Raw genomic sequence first — 17,279 nt, 5'->3', positions numbered from 1 at the left:
TGATTCTTCGTAAAATAGCGAAACCTGTCTTGAATGATTCTGCTATTTCCGTGTGCTATCAAGCAACTTAACACGCTATGACGTCGATGGTGTTTTAATGGAGTCATTCACGAAGATAGTTTTGCCTTTCAGCATCGAGGGTGCAAAATCAACCATGCTACGTAAAGTTCGGGTGAAATGTGCCTGATCGGCAAAACCTGCTTCCAAGGCAATATCAATCAAACTCCGACCTGCGGCCCAGAGTTTGATGGCATAGCGAATACGCAACCAAAGAATGTAGCGCCGCATTGAAATCCCCAGTTGCTGACTAAACAAGTGCATCAGCCTCGACTCAGACAGTCCCGTATATGCCGCGACTTGAGCTACTGTGGGAATCTGCTGAGGTACAAGTTGTTGAATATAATGACAAGCTTGTAAAACGCGGGCATCCCATGGCAATACCTGCAACGGATTTGGATTTAACGTCGACAGTAGCGTTAAAACCAATTGTTTGGCATCATCAGGACTGAGTTGCCCAGCGATCAACTTTTGAAACTGTGAATGAAACGTAGCAAGGCAAGCGGCAGGTAAAGAACAAATCTGTTCGCCATTCAGCAATGGATACAAGTGTCCATAAAGTGCATGATCAGGATCAATCATGAGCGCAAGATAAGGTTGATGTTCTGAATCGGTACTGTGCATCACATTGGGTGCCATCACCACAATATCGTGATAACGACGTACGTGGTCGTCTAAAGTGATTGCAAAAGGTATGCCCAAGCCAATTTGTAAAAGTGCTGGAAAATGGGCATGGGCATTATTCAACTGCTCATGAGTCACATACAAAATGACACCATCCCAAGTGTAAATTTTGCTTTGGAGCGCTAACCCTAAACTCGCATCCTTGCTTTGCGATAGCATATTCGTTCAAGACCATCTTTGGTTTACTGTTTAAAACTACGCCTAGTAAACACTAAAGGAGTAGGACATGTTACAGGATACCCAAACCCAAATTAAAAACAATATGCAAGATTTGGTGAATAACGCCCATCTCTCTGCTACACCGGTTGCAAGCCCTGCTGTGCAAATTAAAGGAAGTGATGGCCGTTATAAAACCTTAAAAGAATTCTATCCCTTCTATCTTTCTCAGCATGAAGATCCCACTTGCCGACGTTTACACTTTGTGGGAACCACCTGTGTGATCGGGATTACCGCGGCTGCGGCGATGACCAAAAATCCAAAACTACTCTGGGCTTTGCCTGTGGTGGGTTATGGGTTTGCGTGGGTCGGTCATTTCTTTTTTGAACATAACAAACCAGCCACATTTACATATCCTTTTTACAGTTTCGTTTGTGACTTTAAAATGTATAAAGACATTTTACTAAAGCGCGTAAACTGGTAAATAAAAATGCGACTGTCCTATCTATTTCTAGGGCAGTCGTTTAATCGAAATCTGACGATTATTGCTATTGTTAAGGTTACTCGCCCAAAATCCCTATAAGAGCGACACTCCTTAATTACATCCAACCACGCCATCTACTTAGGCTGCATCAACGTTCACTAAACGGCATCACCATCTGCTCTAATGAAAAGTAATCAACACTCGCCAATAGCTCAATCAAAGCATTCATTTCTCACAGGCTCAATTTATAAAATAAGTCCTTTATTTTGACCGATAATCCCCCCTTGAATGCTCAATTACAACCCTACTCTCCAATTCTTTTCAGTGATGCACAATATGCATATTTATTAGAACAGCTTATCGAGCAGCATCTTCCTGTGCGCTTTGATATGCAACTCGCATCAGACTATTTACAAATGAGTGAGCGTCATCTTCGACGCTCCTTATTGCTAGAAGGCATTAGTTTTCAGCAAATTCGACAAACCGTGTTAGAACGAAAAGCGAAACAGATGCTTGAAAATAATCTCTCCATTGGGGACATTAGCCAAGCTTTAGGTTTTAGAGAAGTACGTGAATTTCGTCGGGCATTTAAACGCTGGACAGGCCAAGCGCCGTCTGTTTATAAAAATGGTACCGAATGATCCTAAGCTGATACGGAGGCCCATTTTTTCTGTTTTTATTCGTTCCCTCTTTAAAAGTTGAAGTTGAAATGTGTTTAATTAAAGCAACCAAACTGTTTCGGTCAGCTGCTTAATTTCATCCATATCATGGCTGACATACAACATCGGGATATGGGTTTCATTTTGGACGGTTTGAAAAAAAGGAAGGATTTCCTGTTTATGTGCAGCGTCTAACGCAGACAAGGGTTCATCTAATAATAATAAATTTGGCGAATACAACAGTGCCCGACCCAATGCAACTCGCTGCTTTTCACCACCTGAAAGCTTCGTCGGCATACGACTGAGTAAATGATTAAGTTTAAGCAGTTCAATAATATAATCGGGATCAAAACGTCGGCTTTCAGGCGGAATTCGCTTATAGCCAAACAATAAATTTTGCATCACCGTCATATGTGGAAACAGTTGTGCATCCTGAAAAACCAAACCAACATGACGTTGCTGTACATTTAAATTAATCTTATTTTCAGCATCGAACCATGTCTGATGATTGATTTTAATCCAGCCCTTGACTGGAGTATTAAGTCCTGCAATGGCATGCAAAATACTGGTTTTTCCTGAACCTGAAGCCCCAAATAAACCAACGACAGGATGTTCAGATGAAAATGTCTGATCGAGTTTAAATTTGCCTAAATTTAACTGAATATGACAGTCGATCATCGTCTTAATGTCCTCGTTTGTTTTTCTGATAGCGATGGAACCACTGGGCAAACCATAACGCCAAAAATGCCACAGTTAATGACAGAATAATCAATCGCCAGACCGCCTGTTCTGTGTCAGGTTGCTGCATCAAGCTATACATGGCCAAGGGCAAAGTTCTGGTCTCCCCTGCAATATTACCGACAAAGGTAATGGTTGCGCCAAACTCGCCCAGACTGCGACAAAAACATAAAATCGCCCCCACCAATATGCCACTGCTGGCTAAAGGCAAAGTGACATAAAAAAAAGTGCCCAAGGAGGAAGCACCAAGCGTTTTCGCCGCCATTTCTAGCCGTTGATCCACCAACTCTATGGCCAAACGAATCGATTGAACCAAGAGTGGAAAGCCCATCACGGCTGAGGCCAAAACTGCGCCTTTCCAGTTAAATGCAAAATTGAGTCCAAAGGGCTCAAGATACTTACCCAGTATTCCGTTTCCTCCAAAAACCTGTAACAGCAAATATCCCGGCACCACAGGCGGCAGCACCAGCGGTAGAAAAATAAAGGTTTCAAATAAGGATTTGCCAAAAAACTCTTTACGTGCCAAAACCCAACCCACTACCAACGCAGGGATCAGGCTAAATGCCAAACAGGTTGCAGCCACTTGGCAGGATAACTTGAGTACCTCTATCTCTTCAGCCGATAAAGAAAACATCATCACTTAGCAGCAGATAAAACGGTAAAGCCATATTTTTTAAAGACTGCATGTGCTTGTTTACTTTGTACAAACTGATAAAACGCTAGCGCATCGGGATTATTTTTGACAAGAGCTAAGGGATAAACAATCGGGGTATGGGTATTAATAGGGAAAACACCAACGACGGTGACATCTTTACTGATAGCAGCGTCGGTTGCATAGACAATGCCAAGCTGACATTCACCACGTGCTACAAAGTTGAGCGCAGCTCTGACATCTTCAGTTTCAACCAATCTTGGTTCAAGTTTTGACCACCATCCCAATGCGGTCAGTGCCTGTTTACCATATTTTCCGACTGGGACACTTTTGGTGTCACCTGTACAAAGCTTGCCCTGAAAGGCAGTAGAAGGATCAAAACTTTTATCCATTTTTATTTTGACGGGCTTAGCTTTTGGCGAAATCAATACAAGACGATTGCCCAATAAATTCACACGTTTATTCGGCACAATTAACTTTTTATTTTGCAGATAATTCATCCACTGTTCATCTGCCGAAATAAAAACATCCGCAGGTGCACCCGCTTCAATTTGCTTGGCCAAAGTCGACGACCCTGCATAAGAGGTTTTCACGTGTACTCTTTTTTGTTGTTCAAATATTGCATCGACATCTGCTATAGCATTGGTCAAGCTGGCTGCTGCATAAACGGTAATAGCTTGCTCTGCATGTACCTGTACCCCAAGAGTCAAACCACAACATAACATCGCATATTGCATATACTTATTCTTAAAATTAAGCAGCACCATGTTCCCCTTAAGCGTTATAAATTGACCGATATGTTTTTAAAAATATATGGATACATAAGCAACGTCAATTCTAGAAACAGATTATTTATCGTTCAAGTTAAAGGATTTGTATCTTAATCACGTGACTGATACTACTCTTGCTATTTAGTCAGTAGAAATAAGAGCTTTTATCAAATAGAGGAAGCCTATTCGTGTATGTCATAAATGAATACGAGAGGAATCTAGCTGACCTGACTAGATTATGGTTTAAGGTGTTGAGCTATTTCTGCAAAATCCTGTTCAATCGCAAGGCGTGCTTTTATTTCCATTTGTCTAAATTGACTTAAAATACTGTCGCCCAAGTCCGTGAGTTTTGCCCCACCCCCATGCGTTCCACCTTTTTGAGTTTCGACTAATCCTGACTGAAAGCTATGATTCATGGTTTCAACCAACTGCCATGCACGGCGGTAACTCATATTCATACTTTTTGCAGCTTGAGAAATTGAGCCTGTACGTCGAATTTCTTCCAATAATTCTGCCTTACCCGGCCCAAATGCAATGTCTTGATTGAGAAGTATTCTGAGCTGTAATTTTAATTTGACGTCCTGCATACATTCACTCAAATAAAGACCTGTCATCAAAGCAGATGACCTAAAGAAAAACCTTTTACTTTTTATACAGCAAAATTTTGAATATCAAGTATATAAAACAAAACCATCGCCGCGACAAAAACTCGCTAAGGTCAAACCTGACTGCTTTGCCATATTAATCGCCATACTGGTTGGAGCTGAAATACACGCCAGCAAGGCAATATTCAGTTGAGCACACTTACGAATCAACTCATAACTAGCTCGGCTGGTCATCACCACAAAACCTTGATTTACATCATAATGATGTTCTGCACTATAACCCAATAGTTTATCTAAAGCATTGTGTCGGCCTACATCCTCAAACAAAGCCACTATTTCCCCCGCTTCAACCCATGCAGCCGCATGTGCACCGCCCGTCATTTGGGTGATTTTCTGTCGGGTATTGAGTTGAGCAATGGCTTGGGGAATTTGAACTAGCCATCCCTCACAAAGGGCTGTGGTAATTTGAGGTAAATCCAAATGAAGTTGCTGCAAGCTTTCAATCCCACAGAGACCACAACCCGTGCGTCCAACCATCATCCGTCGATGTTGTTTGAGCGCCATAAAGGCGCGGGTAGAAATCGTCATTTCGACTTGGATCCCAAATTCCGTTTCGTATATGTCTAAAGAGTAAAGCTCTTTCAAACTCGTCAAAATACCTTCAGACAAGCTAAAACCTTTCGCAAAGACTTCAATATCAGCTGGCGTTGCCATCATTACTGCATGCGAAATCCCATTATAAACCAAGGCAATAGGGTATTCTTGCACCACAAAATCAGATTGTTCAACAGCTCTATTTTCACTTAAACGCTGAATATTAACAGTTTCATAGCCGAGAGAATTCAACATCAACGCCCGAATATCCATAATAATTTTCCAATATTCCCTAAACACCAAACCCTTCAATCATGAAAAAAATGACACCTGCAAATCAGGCGTCATTTCAGCATTGAATCAACTAACCTCTCGATTCACGATCTGATTGGCATCTTCAGGATCAACCGCTTGTGCCAAGTTGAAATGTTCAGGCGCTTGGCCTGCATGCAAAATCACAGGCACGCTTTTCGAAGCTGGTATTTTGGCGTATTTATCATGGCTACTAAGTGCAACCAATGGATTGGTCTCCGGATAATAGGCTGCAAGGCTACCCCGTGGAATGTTATACGGTACGATACGGAAGCTTTGAACCACACGTTTAACACCATCCGAATAAATACTTTCGATATCCACCCATTGATCTGCAACAAAACCAGCCGCAGCGATATCTTCTGCATTCATAAACAAAACACGGCGCTGACCAAATACCCCACGATAACGGTCATCGAGTCCATACAAGGTTGTGTTGTATTGGTCATGAGAGCGTGTGGTCATTAGGGTATAGACTTTTGACCCAGTATATTGTTCAGCGTATTTATTCTCTTTATCGGCATACACTTCAGCCAACGGCGTAATTAAGAACTGTGCCTTGCCTACAGGCGTATTCCACACATGCTGATTGGCAGGATGCTCTAAGTGAAAACCACCCGGCTGATAGACACGTGTATTAAAATCATGGAATTCATCAAACACGTCTTCAATCGAATCTCGAATACGGTCATAACTTTCTACATACCATTTCCACTTGATATCACTGTCTGGCAAGACGGCTGCTGCCATACGCGCCACAATGTCAGGCTCTGAAAGTAAATTCTTAGAAGCAGGCTCATTACGCCCTGCTGAAAGATGCACATTACTCATGGAATCTTCAACACTGACTGCCTGTGGCCCATGCTGTTGCATATCAATTTCGGTACGCCCCAAACAGGGTAAAAGTAATGCCTCTTTACCACAAACCAAATGGCTACGATTCAACTTCGTTGCAATCTGTACCGTCAAATCACAACGACGTAAGCCTTCTTGTGTATACGGTGTATCTGGAGTGGCAACAGCAAAATTACCACCTAAACCAATAAAGACTTTTACACCACCTTCATACATCGCCTTAATGGTATCCACCACGCCAAAACCATGTTCACGTGGCGACTTAATACCAAATACTCGGTCCAGACTATCCAGCAATTTTGGGCTTGGTCGTTCATTGATCCCCATGGTTCGATCGCCCTGCACATTACTGTGCCCGCGAATCGGTGCTAAGCCTGCCCCTGGACGACCAATATGCCCTCTTGCCAACATTAAGTTCGCGAGCATATGTACATTTGCAGTCCCGTTTCGATGCTGTGTAATCCCCATGCCCCAACAGAAAATGGCCGTTTTGGCATCTAAATACATTTTAGCTAAAGATTCTAAATGCTCAGGGCTAAGTCCCGTATGTGCATGAATATCGGACCATGCAGTACGATCTATTTCTTCCATCATGGCATCGAAACCGACTGTATTTATTTCGATAAAAGATCGGTCAAACACGCTCTTTTTTCCTGCTGCCAGTGCTTGAATATCCCACTCACGTAAATGTTTCAGCATCCCGAACATGAGTGCATAGTCACCGCCCACGTTGGGTTGGAAATAATAACGACTAATAGGTGTACTGCCATTGGTCATCATCTCAACAGGTGCTTGAGGATCTTGGAAACGTTCTAAACCACGTTCTTTTAAGGGGTTAATGGCAACGATATTGCCACCACGGCGCGACACTTCACGTAAAGTCCCCAACATCCGCGGATGGTTGGTGCCCGGATTATGCCCAAAACTGAAAATCGCATCGGCGATATCAAAATCGTCTAAAGTCACCGTTCCCTTACCCAAACCAATTGAGTCACGTAGGCCAACACTGGTGGTCTCATGGCACATATTGGAACAGTCTGGAAAATTATTGGTACCAAAAGCGCGGACAAAAAGTTGATACAGAAATGCTGCTTCATTACTGGCACGACCCGAAGTATAAAATGCCGCTTGATCTGGATGATCCAAGGCATGTAAATGTTTTGCGATTAAGGCAAAAGCATCATCCCATGAGATAGGCACATATTTATCTGTCACGCTGTCATAGCGCATTGGGTCGGTTAGACGACCTGAATCTTCAAGCAAGAAATCACTTTGTTCAGACAGCCAACTGACCGTATGGGTCGCAAAAAATTCAGGTGTAACACGTTTTGAAGTGGCTTCAAAGGCAACGGCTTTCGCACCGTTTTCACAAAAGTTAAAGGCATGTGCATCTTTTTTTTCAGGCCATGCACATCCTGGACAGTCGAAACCTGTGGGTTGGTTAATATTGAGAAGCGTAATCGCACCTTTTTTGAAAACTTCCTGTCTCTTTAAATTTCTTGCAACACTTAACAACGCGCCCCATCCACCCGCAGGGTTGGTATAAGGCTCTATTCTCGCATAGCTGGTTTCTTCATCGTCATGCTTTTTATCTTCAGTGTTTTCCATCTCACCGCCCTCAATATTTATCTTCGGTAAAAAGTTCTGCAATGATCAATTCACTGTTCACTTTGCTCATAGCATTCGTAAGCTATTTGGATTTCTCATCTCTTTTTTGTTGTCTATTTCTTATTCATCATGCCCGCGTTTCTTGGCACCATTCCAAAACACTTCTGATCAAAAATATCGCCCTTTTGGCATGTAATTTCAATAGATGAATTATTACAAAGAGCAAAGACTTAATGGATCGCGTTCGAGGAACACCAACTCAATTTTTGAAAATGAATGAACGAACTAAGCGACTTCAAGACTCCGTTTGATCTTTGAAATAAAACATTTCATACTCTCGTTTATAAAAACTAAATCGTATGTAAATACGAGGTGGAGCGACTATGGACGGTTCGACTACTACACGCTTAGAACATAGGTCAGCACAACTGATCGATCAATTTGGCCGACATAAACATAAACTCCGAATCTCTCTGACAGATCGTTGTAACTTTCGTTGTAGTTATTGCATGCCCGATACGCCTGAATGGTTAGCCAAAAAAGACATCTTAAGCTTTGAAGAGCTGTTAACCTTTTGTGAAATGATGGTCAGTTTAGGCATTCGGCACATTCGTTTAACAGGTGGCGAGCCTTTAATGCGTCAAGGCGTGGTCAATTTTATTGATACTTTGAATCGGCTCAAGCCACACGGTTTAGAACGTATTTCCACGACCAGTAATGCTTTTTATTTAAACAAGTATGCACGAGCGCTAAGAGAGGCAGGACTAGATGATATTAATATCAGTCTCGATAGCATTCATGCAGACACCTTTATGAACATGACCAAGCGTCCGATAGCACCAGTCCTCGAAGGCATCGCTGCAGCTCAACAAGCCAATCTGCCGATAAAATTAAACTGTGTTTTAGTCGCAGGACAAAATGATCATGAAGTGCTTGAACTGACTCAATGGGCTTATCAGCAGAATATCGCATTACGTTTTATTGAATATATGCCTTTAGATCAACCTGAGCACTGGCAGCCTAAAAAAGTCATCACTGAAGATAACATTATCCGAATACTTGAACCCCATTTTCAAATTCAGAAACAAGCCAGACAACATGACCCAGCAACCATTTATCTGCTTAATGATCAGTACACATTAGGCATTATTTCCACCATCAGTAAACCGTTCTGTCAAAGCTGTGACCGTTTACGTATCACTGCAACGGGAGAGCTTTTTACCTGTTTATTTGCCAATACCGGAACACCGCTGCGTCATTTACTTCAACAAAAAGATCCCACTTTATTACAAGCTCAGATTCTGAAGGCGGTATGGCATAAAAAAGCGGGGTTTATTGAACATCAACATGCCCCAACACGCAAAATCAGTATGCATGCCATAGGGGGTTAATCAACTAGTTAATTTTGAGTTTGTCAGTCATTCGACTGTATCCGCTTTTATTTTTGTGTTATCTAAATACGTCATAAACTTTTTCTCTTGATCGAACAGTTTCACTTTAGATCAACACTTCAATGTTTCGGAATACTTTATGAAAAACGTTGGCATGAAGCCAGAAAGCTATCGCGTTGCAACTGCAAGCTCTGAACTGCTTGCCCCTGCACATTGTTTACAACTTCTTGCTGACGGCAATACCGAAAAAGGTGATGCCCTCAAAACAGCCCGCATTGCTGGGATTTTAGCCGCAAAACGTACCGATGAACTGATTCCGCTGTGCCACCCCCTGCCTATTTACCGCGCCGATGTCGATTTTGAACTGCTTGTCGACCGTGTAGTTATTCGTGCAACCGTTGAAACGATTGGGCCGACAGGTGTAGAAATGGAAGCGTTGACCGCTGCCAGTATTGCAGCTCTCACCATTTACGACATGCTCAAACCACATTGCGAACCGCATGAGTTGATCATTCAACAATGTAAACTCGATCTGAAAAAAGGCGGAAAATCACACTTTAAACGTCATTTGCGTCAGCCTGTTTCTGCGGCAGTATTGGTTCTATCAGATACCGTTGCCGCAGGGCGTAAACCCGATACTGCTGGCCGCTCTGTCGTCGAGACCTTAACCGAAGCTGGTTTTGATCCCATTCACTATCAAATTTTACCTGACGAAGCCGATCAGTTAAAAGGATTGGTCTTAGAGCTCACTCAATCTTATGCCTGCATTATTACTGTAGGCGGAACAGGCATCGGCAAACGTGACATTACAGTAGACACACTTGAGCCTTTACTTGAACGTGAACTCAATGGACTAATGGAAGCTGCACGTGCTTTCGGACAAAAACGTACCCCTTATGCTGCGATGTCACGTGGCGTTGCAGGTTTTATCGACCGTTCATTGGTGATTACCCTTCCGGGCAGCCGTGGTGGTGCAAGTGAATCTATGGCAGCCATTTTACCTGCTTTGGTTCATATTTTTGATGTCTGCCGTGATCTACCTCACCCGGGAGGTTATGAATGAGTTGCTCTGGCGTTGGTTTAATTACACTCGATCAAGCTCTTGAACACTATAGCGCCGTCCAAACATTGCCTGTCGTTACTTTGCCTTTAGTACAGGCGCATAGACATGTTTTAGCGGCAGATGTTTTATCAACAGTTGCCTTGCCTCTATTTACCCAAAGTGCGGTTGACGGCTATGCGCTGCGCTCTGAAGACTTGCAAGCAGGAATTACTCGCTTTGAATTGGTTGGTGAAATTCGTGCAGGTATTGAAGAACATATTGAGATTCAAGCAGGACAAACCGTTCGTATTTTTACTGGGGGCAAGCTGCCAAACTCAGCAGATACTGTGGCTCGGCAGGAAATTATCACGCGTAGCCATGATCAAGCGACTCTAACCCAAGCTTTGGACAAAGGCGCAGACATTCGTTATCAAGGTGAGGAGTTGTCCATCGGGACAACACTTGCGCAACAAGGCCAGCGTTTAGGCAGCGGTTTAATTGCGGCACTCAGTATGGCGGGTGTTCCGCATGTCGAGGTTTATCGCCAACCTAAAATTGCAGTGCTTATTACTGGTGATGAAGTCAATACGCAACTGGACAATGACTCTCAAGTGTTCGATGCCAATGCCCCAATGATCCGTACTTGGCTCAAAGAACACGATTTTGCTGAAGCCCATTTAGAGCATGTGATTGATGATGAGAAGATACTCACACAAGCGCTCTCGAATGCCATGAATCATTATGATGTAGTCATTACTACAGGCGGTGTTTCGGTAGGCGATTATGACTTGATTCGACCTGTTTCAATGGCTGTAGGTGCAACAGAGATTTTTTGGCAAGTTGCGCAAAAACCGGGTAAACCATTGTATTTTGCTGAATATCAGACAGACCATCATCATTCTTATTTGATTGGCTTGCCTGGGAACCCTGCTGCTGTACTCACCTGTCTTGCTGTACATGTATCGACACTATTGGCGGCTTTACAGGGAGTTACGTCTCCTGCACCCGCGTGGAAAAAAGCTCGCTTCAACGACAGCATTAAACAAGACAGCCGTGAGCAACTGGTTCGCATGGTATTAGATGTCAACGAGTTTGGACAATTAACCGTTTCCAAACTCGGTAAACAACAATCCCACATGCTCAGTAACTTAAATCGAGCCAATAGTATTGTTCGAATCCCTGCTCGATCTGATGTTCCTGTAACATTGGACTATGTCGATTTCATCTCGATCTAAGGACATCGATTGGATAGTGATACAAACCAAATGCTTTTTGCACACGGTCTAAGGCTTGGACAGCTTTGTCTTAGACCGTACCCTTGAATATTTAACGAGCATTATTATCCCTACATACGAATGTTAGATCAAAGGCATGCAAAACTACCCAGCAACAGCACTAGTGATTTTAGCGGGTGGTAAAGCCACACGAATGAATGAGCCAATAAGCTTTTACAAAGATTTTAGACTATTGTTTTGATGTACTGCTAAATATACCACTAAAAAAATGGATTATAGCGGTACAACATGGAACAAGTTGAAACAAGAGAGGCAGATAATACAGTATTTATAGGCATTTGAGGTTATTTTGGTATGTATTGAAATAGGTAAGTGGTGCGCTCAGCGGGACTCGAACCCACGCCACAGGCTTCGGAGACCTGTACTCTATCCAGTTGAGCTATGAGCGCGCGAGCACATCATATCAAAAAAAATCACAAGGTAAAGCATCTATCTAGCTTAGAGTGATTTTCCTGCTTATGCTTTATACAATGTTCCATATCTGCAACACAGAATTGCGAGTAGATTACTTGGTTTATTAGGCATAATCGCTCACAATAGTGCCACTATTAATCATTCGAGAATTTCATGACTGATGCATTGACGTTAAGGGATTTGTCCAAAACCTATAAAAATGGGTTTCAGGCTTTAAAAGGCATCGATTTAACTGTTCCTGAAGGCGAGTTCTATGCCCTTCTTGGACCAAATGGTGCAGGCAAATCTACAACGATTGGTATTATCAGCTCATTGACCAAGAAAACCTCAGGCACTGTCGAAATTTTTGGACATAATCTCGACACGCACCCCTCTCAAGCCAAACAGTGCTTAGGGGTTGTACCTCAAGAGTTTAACTTCGGTCAGTTTGAAAAAACCTTCGATATCTTAGTCACACAAGCAGGCTATTATGGTATTCCTAAAAAAATTGCGGAAGTTCGTGCCGAAGAATATTTAGAAAAACTCGGCTTATGGGAAAAACGCGGCATTCAAGCCCGTATGCTTTCAGGCGGTATGAAACGCCGCCTGATGATTGCCCGTGCCATGATGCATGAACCGAAACTCCTTATTTTAGATGAACCCACAGCAGGGGTTGATATTGAGCTACGTCGTTCGATGTGGGACTTCCTCACAGAAATGAACAATAAAGGCACATCGATCATTTTAACCACACATTATTTAGAAGAAGCAGAAATGCTGTGTCGTCGAATTGCCATTATTGACCGTGGTGTCATTAAAGAAGACACCAGCATGAAAAATTTCCTCAATCAACTCAATGAGGAAACCTTTATTTTTGATTTGGCAGCACCGATTGAACCGATTCATATCGACATCATTGGGGTTCGTTTCCATTTAGTCGACGCCGTGACTTTAGAGGTGACTATGGATAGAGCGCATACCCTCAATGACTTATTTCAATTGCTCGAATCGCAAGGGATCCAAGTTCGTAGTATGCGGAACAAATCCAACCGTTTAGAAGAACTGTTTGTGAAGATGGTCGAAAAAAATCTCGAAGGAACTACGCCATGAACTTAAATCAACTTAGCGTAGCTTTATATACTCTGGTGCATAAAGAAATTCGTCGCTTTATGCGCATCTGGCCACAAACCTTGCTTCCGCCTGCCATTACCATGAGTTTGTATTTCGTAATTTTTGGTAATTTGGTCGGTTCTCGTATTGGCGAGATGGGCGGATTTAGCTATATGCAGTTCATCGTGCCTGGGCTGATTATGATGGCGGTGATTACCAACAGTTATGCTAACGTTTCTTCGAGCTTTTTTAGTGCCAAATTTCAAAAAAGTATTGAAGAGCTGATCATGAGTCCTGTACCTTTGCATGCCATTTTATGGGGCTTTGTCTTAGGCGGTGTCTGTCGCGGGGTCTTGGTCGGTATCATTGTGACGGCCATGAGTTTATTTTTTACTGACCTTTATATTACCAATTGGTTTGTTACCATTTACACCGTCTTGGTCACCTCGTTCTTATTTTCACTGGGTGGTTTTATCAATGCGGTGTATGCCAAATCTTTTGATGACATCTCCATCATCCCAACCTTTGTGCTGACGCCTTTAACTTATTTAGGTGGCGTATTTTATGCCATTTCAGCACTCAGCCCTTTTTGGCAAAATTTATCGTTGATCAATCCGATTGTATATATGGTCAATGCTTTTCGTTTCGGTATCTTAGGTCATAGCGATGTTAACGTCGTCGTCTCCCTATCTGTTATGACCATATGCTGTGCAGTGCTTTATGGCATTGCTTACTATTTACTTTCTCGTGGTTCAGGAATGCGTGAATAATGAGTGTAGAACATTCTCTTTTGGGTAAAGACACCAATTACCCTCCAACTTATCAACCCGATATTCTTTTTCCTATAGCCCGTGCTACAGCACGTGAGCACTATGCACATGTTGAAGGTATTCAACAAGGTAAAGACTGGTGGCATGTTTTTGAAATTTCTTGGTTAAACACCCATGGTGTTCCGCAAGTTGCCATTGGTCGCATCAGCCTGCCGGCCACATCGCCCAACCTCATTGAGTCAAAGTCATTAAAACTCTACTTTAATAGCATGAACTTTACTCAGTTTGAGTCTAAAGCTACGTTTAAAGAAACAGTCGAACAGGATTTATCGGCAGCGGCTGGCGCAGATGTGAATATTGATCTTTTTCATGTCGATGATGTGGAAATTAGTCAACCTGAAGGTATCTGTATTGATGAACTGACTCCGACCCAATTGGAAAATCATCCCAATGCAAATCTATTGGCATTAGATGATACTGCGGAAGATGTTGAAGTACAGATTTACTCACATTTACTCAGAAGTAACTGCCCAGTCACTGGACAACCTGATTGGGGCACGGTATTTATCCGATATAAAGGTAAAAAGCCTTGTTATAACAGCATACTGGCTTATATTATCTCTTATCGTCAGCACAACGGTTTCCACGAACAATGTGTGGAACAAATATTTGCCGATATTTGGCAAAATTTGAAACCTGAAAAGCTGATGGTGTACGCAGCTTATACACGCCGTGGTGGTTTAGACATTAACCCTTGTCGTGTGTCAGATGTGTCATGGATGCCCCGCCCAATTCGATTGGCGCGACAATAAAATAAAGAACATTGAGGTTAATACACGATGCCATTTTTTGGTTTTATTCCATCGACTGAACTTTTACAGACTATTCAAACTGCTCAGCAGAAGAAAGACTCAAGTGAGCCTTTATATCCACTTCGAGATAAAACAGCACTACTCATCAATGATGAAATTATTGATGCCATTTTGACTGAGTTAGTTCGCCGTTTTCCACCGAGTGATAAACGTGACACAGCCGAGAAACTGGCTGGCTATATTAAGTCAACAGTTGCGGTTTTGTTGAAGCAGCTTTTAGGCAAATCATCGAATGATGTGGTTCAAGCATCGATTCAGTTTTCTGAAAAAAGCTTGTTTAAAGATGCTGAAGGTCAGTTCCGTGTGGGTGAAGCGTTAGATGCAAGCTTAGTGACCAGCCTCAAATATAACTATGCTGAAATTAAAGCAGGCAATGAAGTAGATAAAGCCGCGTTAACCGAACTGTATAAACAGTTTGCTGAAGCGACTGTACGTCACTTCATGAATGACTTTAATAAAACCCTCGATTTGGGCATGATTAAGCGTAAAGCGGCCGATATCGGTTCTGCAGCTGTCATTAAAGCAGTGCATATTGCTGCCAATAAAATCATCCCAAATTTAACCAAAGATGAACTTTTAGCTTTAGCTGAATATCACGACACCTTATTTCATGCTTAAGTACTAAAAGTCTTTCAATGCTTTTCAGATCAAAATGACTCTACTTGTGTAGGGTCATTTTGGTTTCTAAGCTGTAATTTCTTAGTCTTTATATAAAGCTATATAAAGGCGATATATAAGCTGAGACCAGATCTTTTTGTCATTGTCACTAGACTCTAAACACTACAGTTTTAATTGTTTCTATATATAGAAGACTTTTTTATATCAGTCAGTAAAACTTGACTTATATAGTCACGTAAATACTCTGCCCAAAAATCTGCGCCATTTTGAATAATCTGTCCTTTATATAGGCTGAGTTTGTCTTTTTTTGTATACCTATTTGCCCGCTTCAGTACAGACAATGTTATCTTAAAGCCTATTCACGCTAGACTCCGTTCACAAGAATTTCGACATAACAGAAACGCGAACTATGGGCATTCCCCTATTCGCTTTGCTCCACTGCCAATAACGACTCTGGAAATTAGACTTCTATGTTAAATTTAAACTTTTATAACAAAGTTAAACGTTTACCTTTATTGATTGGCGCTTTGTCGATCACCAGTTTTTGCCAAGCCAACGATTTCGCTTCTCATCCCGATTATCTTAGCTTTAAACAAAAAACCATGCAAAATTATGGCCTATCTTCCGAACAGGTCGATTGGGCCATGAATGGTTCTAAAAATTTGCCCAACATCATCAACATTATGAACCGCCCGGGTGAAAGTAAACCTTGGTACGAGTATAAAACCAACTTTATGGCAGCCAGCACCATTCAACGTGGTGTCCGTTTTAAAGCCCAGTATGCAGACACCTTAAACCGTGCAGAGCAACAATTCGGTGTTCCACAATCCATCATTCTCGGTATTTTAGGAGTGGAGACGGGTTTCGGCAGCAACAAAGGTAATTTTATCAGCCGTGATGCCCTAGCTACGCTAGGTTTTGGCTACGAACGTCGTAAGCAATATTTCCAAGACGAACTCAGTGCTTTAATCGCATGGAGCTATAAAGATGGCGTGCCAACCAACTCGGTTGTAGGTTCGTATGCAGGTGCGGTTGGCTATCCACAATTTATGCCAAGCAATATTCCAAAGTTTGGGGTGGATTATGACGGCAATGGTCATGTCGATTTACGAAATTCAGCAGTCGATGCCATCGGCTCGATTGCCAACTATTTAGCAAATCATGGTTGGCAACGTAATCAGCCAATTGGATTCGCAGCACGCTATAGTGGCTCAAATCCTGAAGCGGTCATTGCTAAAGATTTAACTTTACCGACACCTTATGGCGTTTTAAAAAATCAGGGCATTCAACCGACCAATCCGATTGTCAAAATCGATGATTTAGATATGGTGAATGTGATCCAACTACAGGAAAATTATGGGCAAAGTTATTACATCACTTACCCTAACTTTCAAGTGATTACGACCTATAACAAGAGCCGTATGTATGCGACTGCAGTTTGGCAATTAGGGGCTGAAATTGCTAGCCGATAGGGCTAGCTTTTTACTCAATCTTGAGATGTCAATAAAAAAATATTTAAAAATGATGTAAATTTCGGCTTTTTTCATACATTGTTACAATATTGGTTATTTTTTAATCAAAAAATGTTCGGTTTATGTAGTTTTTATCATTATT

At 42.1% G+C, this 17,279-nt stretch carries 16 protein-coding genes, 1 tRNA gene and 1 pseudogene; 10 read left to right on the top strand and 8 right to left on the bottom strand.

Annotated elements, in window-relative coordinates; translation table 11 throughout:
• Positions 1–75 precede the first annotated feature (75 nt).
• Positions 76–900, bottom strand: a complete 825-nt coding sequence (locus AC5EUN_RS04330) for a helix-turn-helix transcriptional regulator (protein WP_010327194.1) — start codon at positions 898–900, stop codon at positions 76–78.
• Between the two features lie 67 nt (positions 901–967).
• Between AC5EUN_RS04330 and AC5EUN_RS04325 the strand changes: the two genes are divergently transcribed.
• Positions 968–1,381: an Mpo1-like protein gene (locus AC5EUN_RS04325; protein ID WP_010327195.1), complete on the top strand. Its 414-nt coding sequence runs from the start codon at positions 968–970 to the stop codon at positions 1,379–1,381.
• A 335-nt stretch (positions 1,382–1,716) separates the two neighbouring features.
• Positions 1,717–2,022: pseudogene (locus AC5EUN_RS04320) on the top strand (helix-turn-helix transcriptional regulator); the annotation flags it as partial.
• Between the two features lie 78 nt (positions 2,023–2,100).
• Here the strand turns inward: AC5EUN_RS04320 and AC5EUN_RS04315 are convergent.
• The 6 genes from AC5EUN_RS04315 to AC5EUN_RS04290 all read right to left on the bottom strand — a co-directional run bounded on the left by AC5EUN_RS04315 (position 2,101) and on the right by AC5EUN_RS04290 (position 8,174).
• On the bottom strand, positions 2,101–2,718 hold the full coding sequence (locus AC5EUN_RS04315) for an ATP-binding cassette domain-containing protein (protein ID WP_010327197.1): 618 nt from the start codon (positions 2,716–2,718) through the stop codon (positions 2,101–2,103).
• A gap of 4 nt (positions 2,719–2,722) precedes the next feature.
• The gene (gene modB / locus AC5EUN_RS04310) at positions 2,723–3,415 is read right to left on the bottom strand and encodes a molybdate ABC transporter permease subunit (RefSeq protein ID WP_010327198.1); all 693 of its coding nucleotides are present in this window, start codon (positions 3,413–3,415) and stop codon (positions 2,723–2,725) included.
• On the bottom strand, positions 3,415–4,167 hold the full coding sequence (gene modA / locus AC5EUN_RS04305) for a molybdate ABC transporter substrate-binding protein (RefSeq protein WP_010327199.1): 753 nt from the start codon (positions 4,165–4,167) through the stop codon (positions 3,415–3,417). The genes modB and modA overlap by 1 nt, the downstream gene beginning before the upstream one ends.
• Positions 4,168–4,436: 269 nt before the next feature.
• Positions 4,437–4,787, bottom strand: a complete 351-nt coding sequence (locus tag AC5EUN_RS04300; protein WP_010327200.1) for a winged helix-turn-helix domain-containing protein — start codon at positions 4,785–4,787, stop codon at positions 4,437–4,439.
• A gap of 84 nt (positions 4,788–4,871) precedes the next feature.
• Positions 4,872–5,672: a formate dehydrogenase accessory sulfurtransferase FdhD gene (gene fdhD, locus AC5EUN_RS04295; RefSeq protein WP_010327201.1), complete on the bottom strand. Its 801-nt coding sequence runs from the start codon at positions 5,670–5,672 to the stop codon at positions 4,872–4,874.
• 87 nt (positions 5,673–5,759) lie between these two features.
• Positions 5,760–8,174, bottom strand: coding sequence for an FdhF/YdeP family oxidoreductase (locus AC5EUN_RS04290; RefSeq protein WP_010327202.1), 2,415 nt, complete (start codon positions 8,172–8,174; stop codon positions 5,760–5,762).
• 383 nt (positions 8,175–8,557) lie between these two features.
• On the opposite strand from AC5EUN_RS04290, the gene moaA reads away from it, so the two are divergent.
• From moaA to AC5EUN_RS04275, 3 genes are all read left to right on the top strand, one after another.
• Positions 8,558–9,565 (top strand): GTP 3',8-cyclase MoaA, encoded by a 1,008-nt coding sequence (moaA, locus tag AC5EUN_RS04285; protein WP_029575079.1) that lies wholly within the window; start codon positions 8,558–8,560, stop codon positions 9,563–9,565.
• A gap of 139 nt (positions 9,566–9,704) precedes the next feature.
• Entirely contained in the window at positions 9,705–10,628 is a 924-nt protein-coding gene (gene moaCB / locus AC5EUN_RS04280; RefSeq protein ID WP_058951692.1) for a bifunctional molybdenum cofactor biosynthesis protein MoaC/MoaB, read from the top strand.
• Entirely contained in the window at positions 10,625–11,842 is a 1,218-nt protein-coding gene (locus tag AC5EUN_RS04275; RefSeq protein ID WP_058951691.1) for a molybdopterin molybdotransferase MoeA, read from the top strand. Before moaCB ends, AC5EUN_RS04275 begins: the two co-directional genes overlap by 4 nt.
• Before the next feature lie 373 nt (positions 11,843–12,215).
• Here the strand turns inward: AC5EUN_RS04275 and AC5EUN_RS04270 are convergent.
• Positions 12,216–12,291 (bottom strand) — tRNA-Arg (locus tag AC5EUN_RS04270).
• Positions 12,292–12,469: 178 nt separating this feature from the next.
• Between AC5EUN_RS04270 and AC5EUN_RS04265 the strand changes: the two genes are divergently transcribed.
• The 5 genes from AC5EUN_RS04265 to mltB all read left to right on the top strand — a co-directional run bounded on the left by AC5EUN_RS04265 (position 12,470) and on the right by mltB (position 17,137).
• On the top strand, positions 12,470–13,405 hold the full coding sequence (locus AC5EUN_RS04265) for an ABC transporter ATP-binding protein (protein WP_058951690.1): 936 nt from the start codon (positions 12,470–12,472) through the stop codon (positions 13,403–13,405).
• Positions 13,402–14,175, top strand: a complete 774-nt coding sequence (locus tag AC5EUN_RS04260; protein WP_004982514.1) for an ABC transporter permease — start codon at positions 13,402–13,404, stop codon at positions 14,173–14,175. Before AC5EUN_RS04265 ends, AC5EUN_RS04260 begins: the two co-directional genes overlap by 4 nt.
• Complete coding sequence (gene queF, locus AC5EUN_RS04255) at positions 14,175–14,987, top strand: NADPH-dependent 7-cyano-7-deazaguanine reductase QueF (protein WP_010327206.1); 813 nt, start codon at positions 14,175–14,177, stop codon at positions 14,985–14,987. The genes AC5EUN_RS04260 and queF overlap by 1 nt, the downstream gene beginning before the upstream one ends.
• A gap of 27 nt (positions 14,988–15,014) precedes the next feature.
• The gene (locus AC5EUN_RS04250; RefSeq protein WP_004695843.1) at positions 15,015–15,665 is read left to right on the top strand and encodes a hypothetical protein; all 651 of its coding nucleotides are present in this window, start codon (positions 15,015–15,017) and stop codon (positions 15,663–15,665) included.
• A 470-nt stretch (positions 15,666–16,135) separates the two neighbouring features.
• Positions 16,136–17,137 carry a lytic murein transglycosylase B gene (gene mltB, locus AC5EUN_RS04245; RefSeq protein WP_010327207.1) on the top strand — a complete coding sequence of 334 codons (1,002 nt, stop codon included), beginning with the start codon at positions 16,136–16,138 and terminating at the stop codon, positions 17,135–17,137.
• Positions 17,138–17,279 lie beyond the last annotated feature (142 nt).

Source organism: Acinetobacter sp. CAU_H_S170_2 (assembly GCF_058890445.1).
The sequence above is the reverse complement of the archived record's forward strand: the minus strand, read 5'-3'. Positions and strand labels throughout refer to the sequence as shown.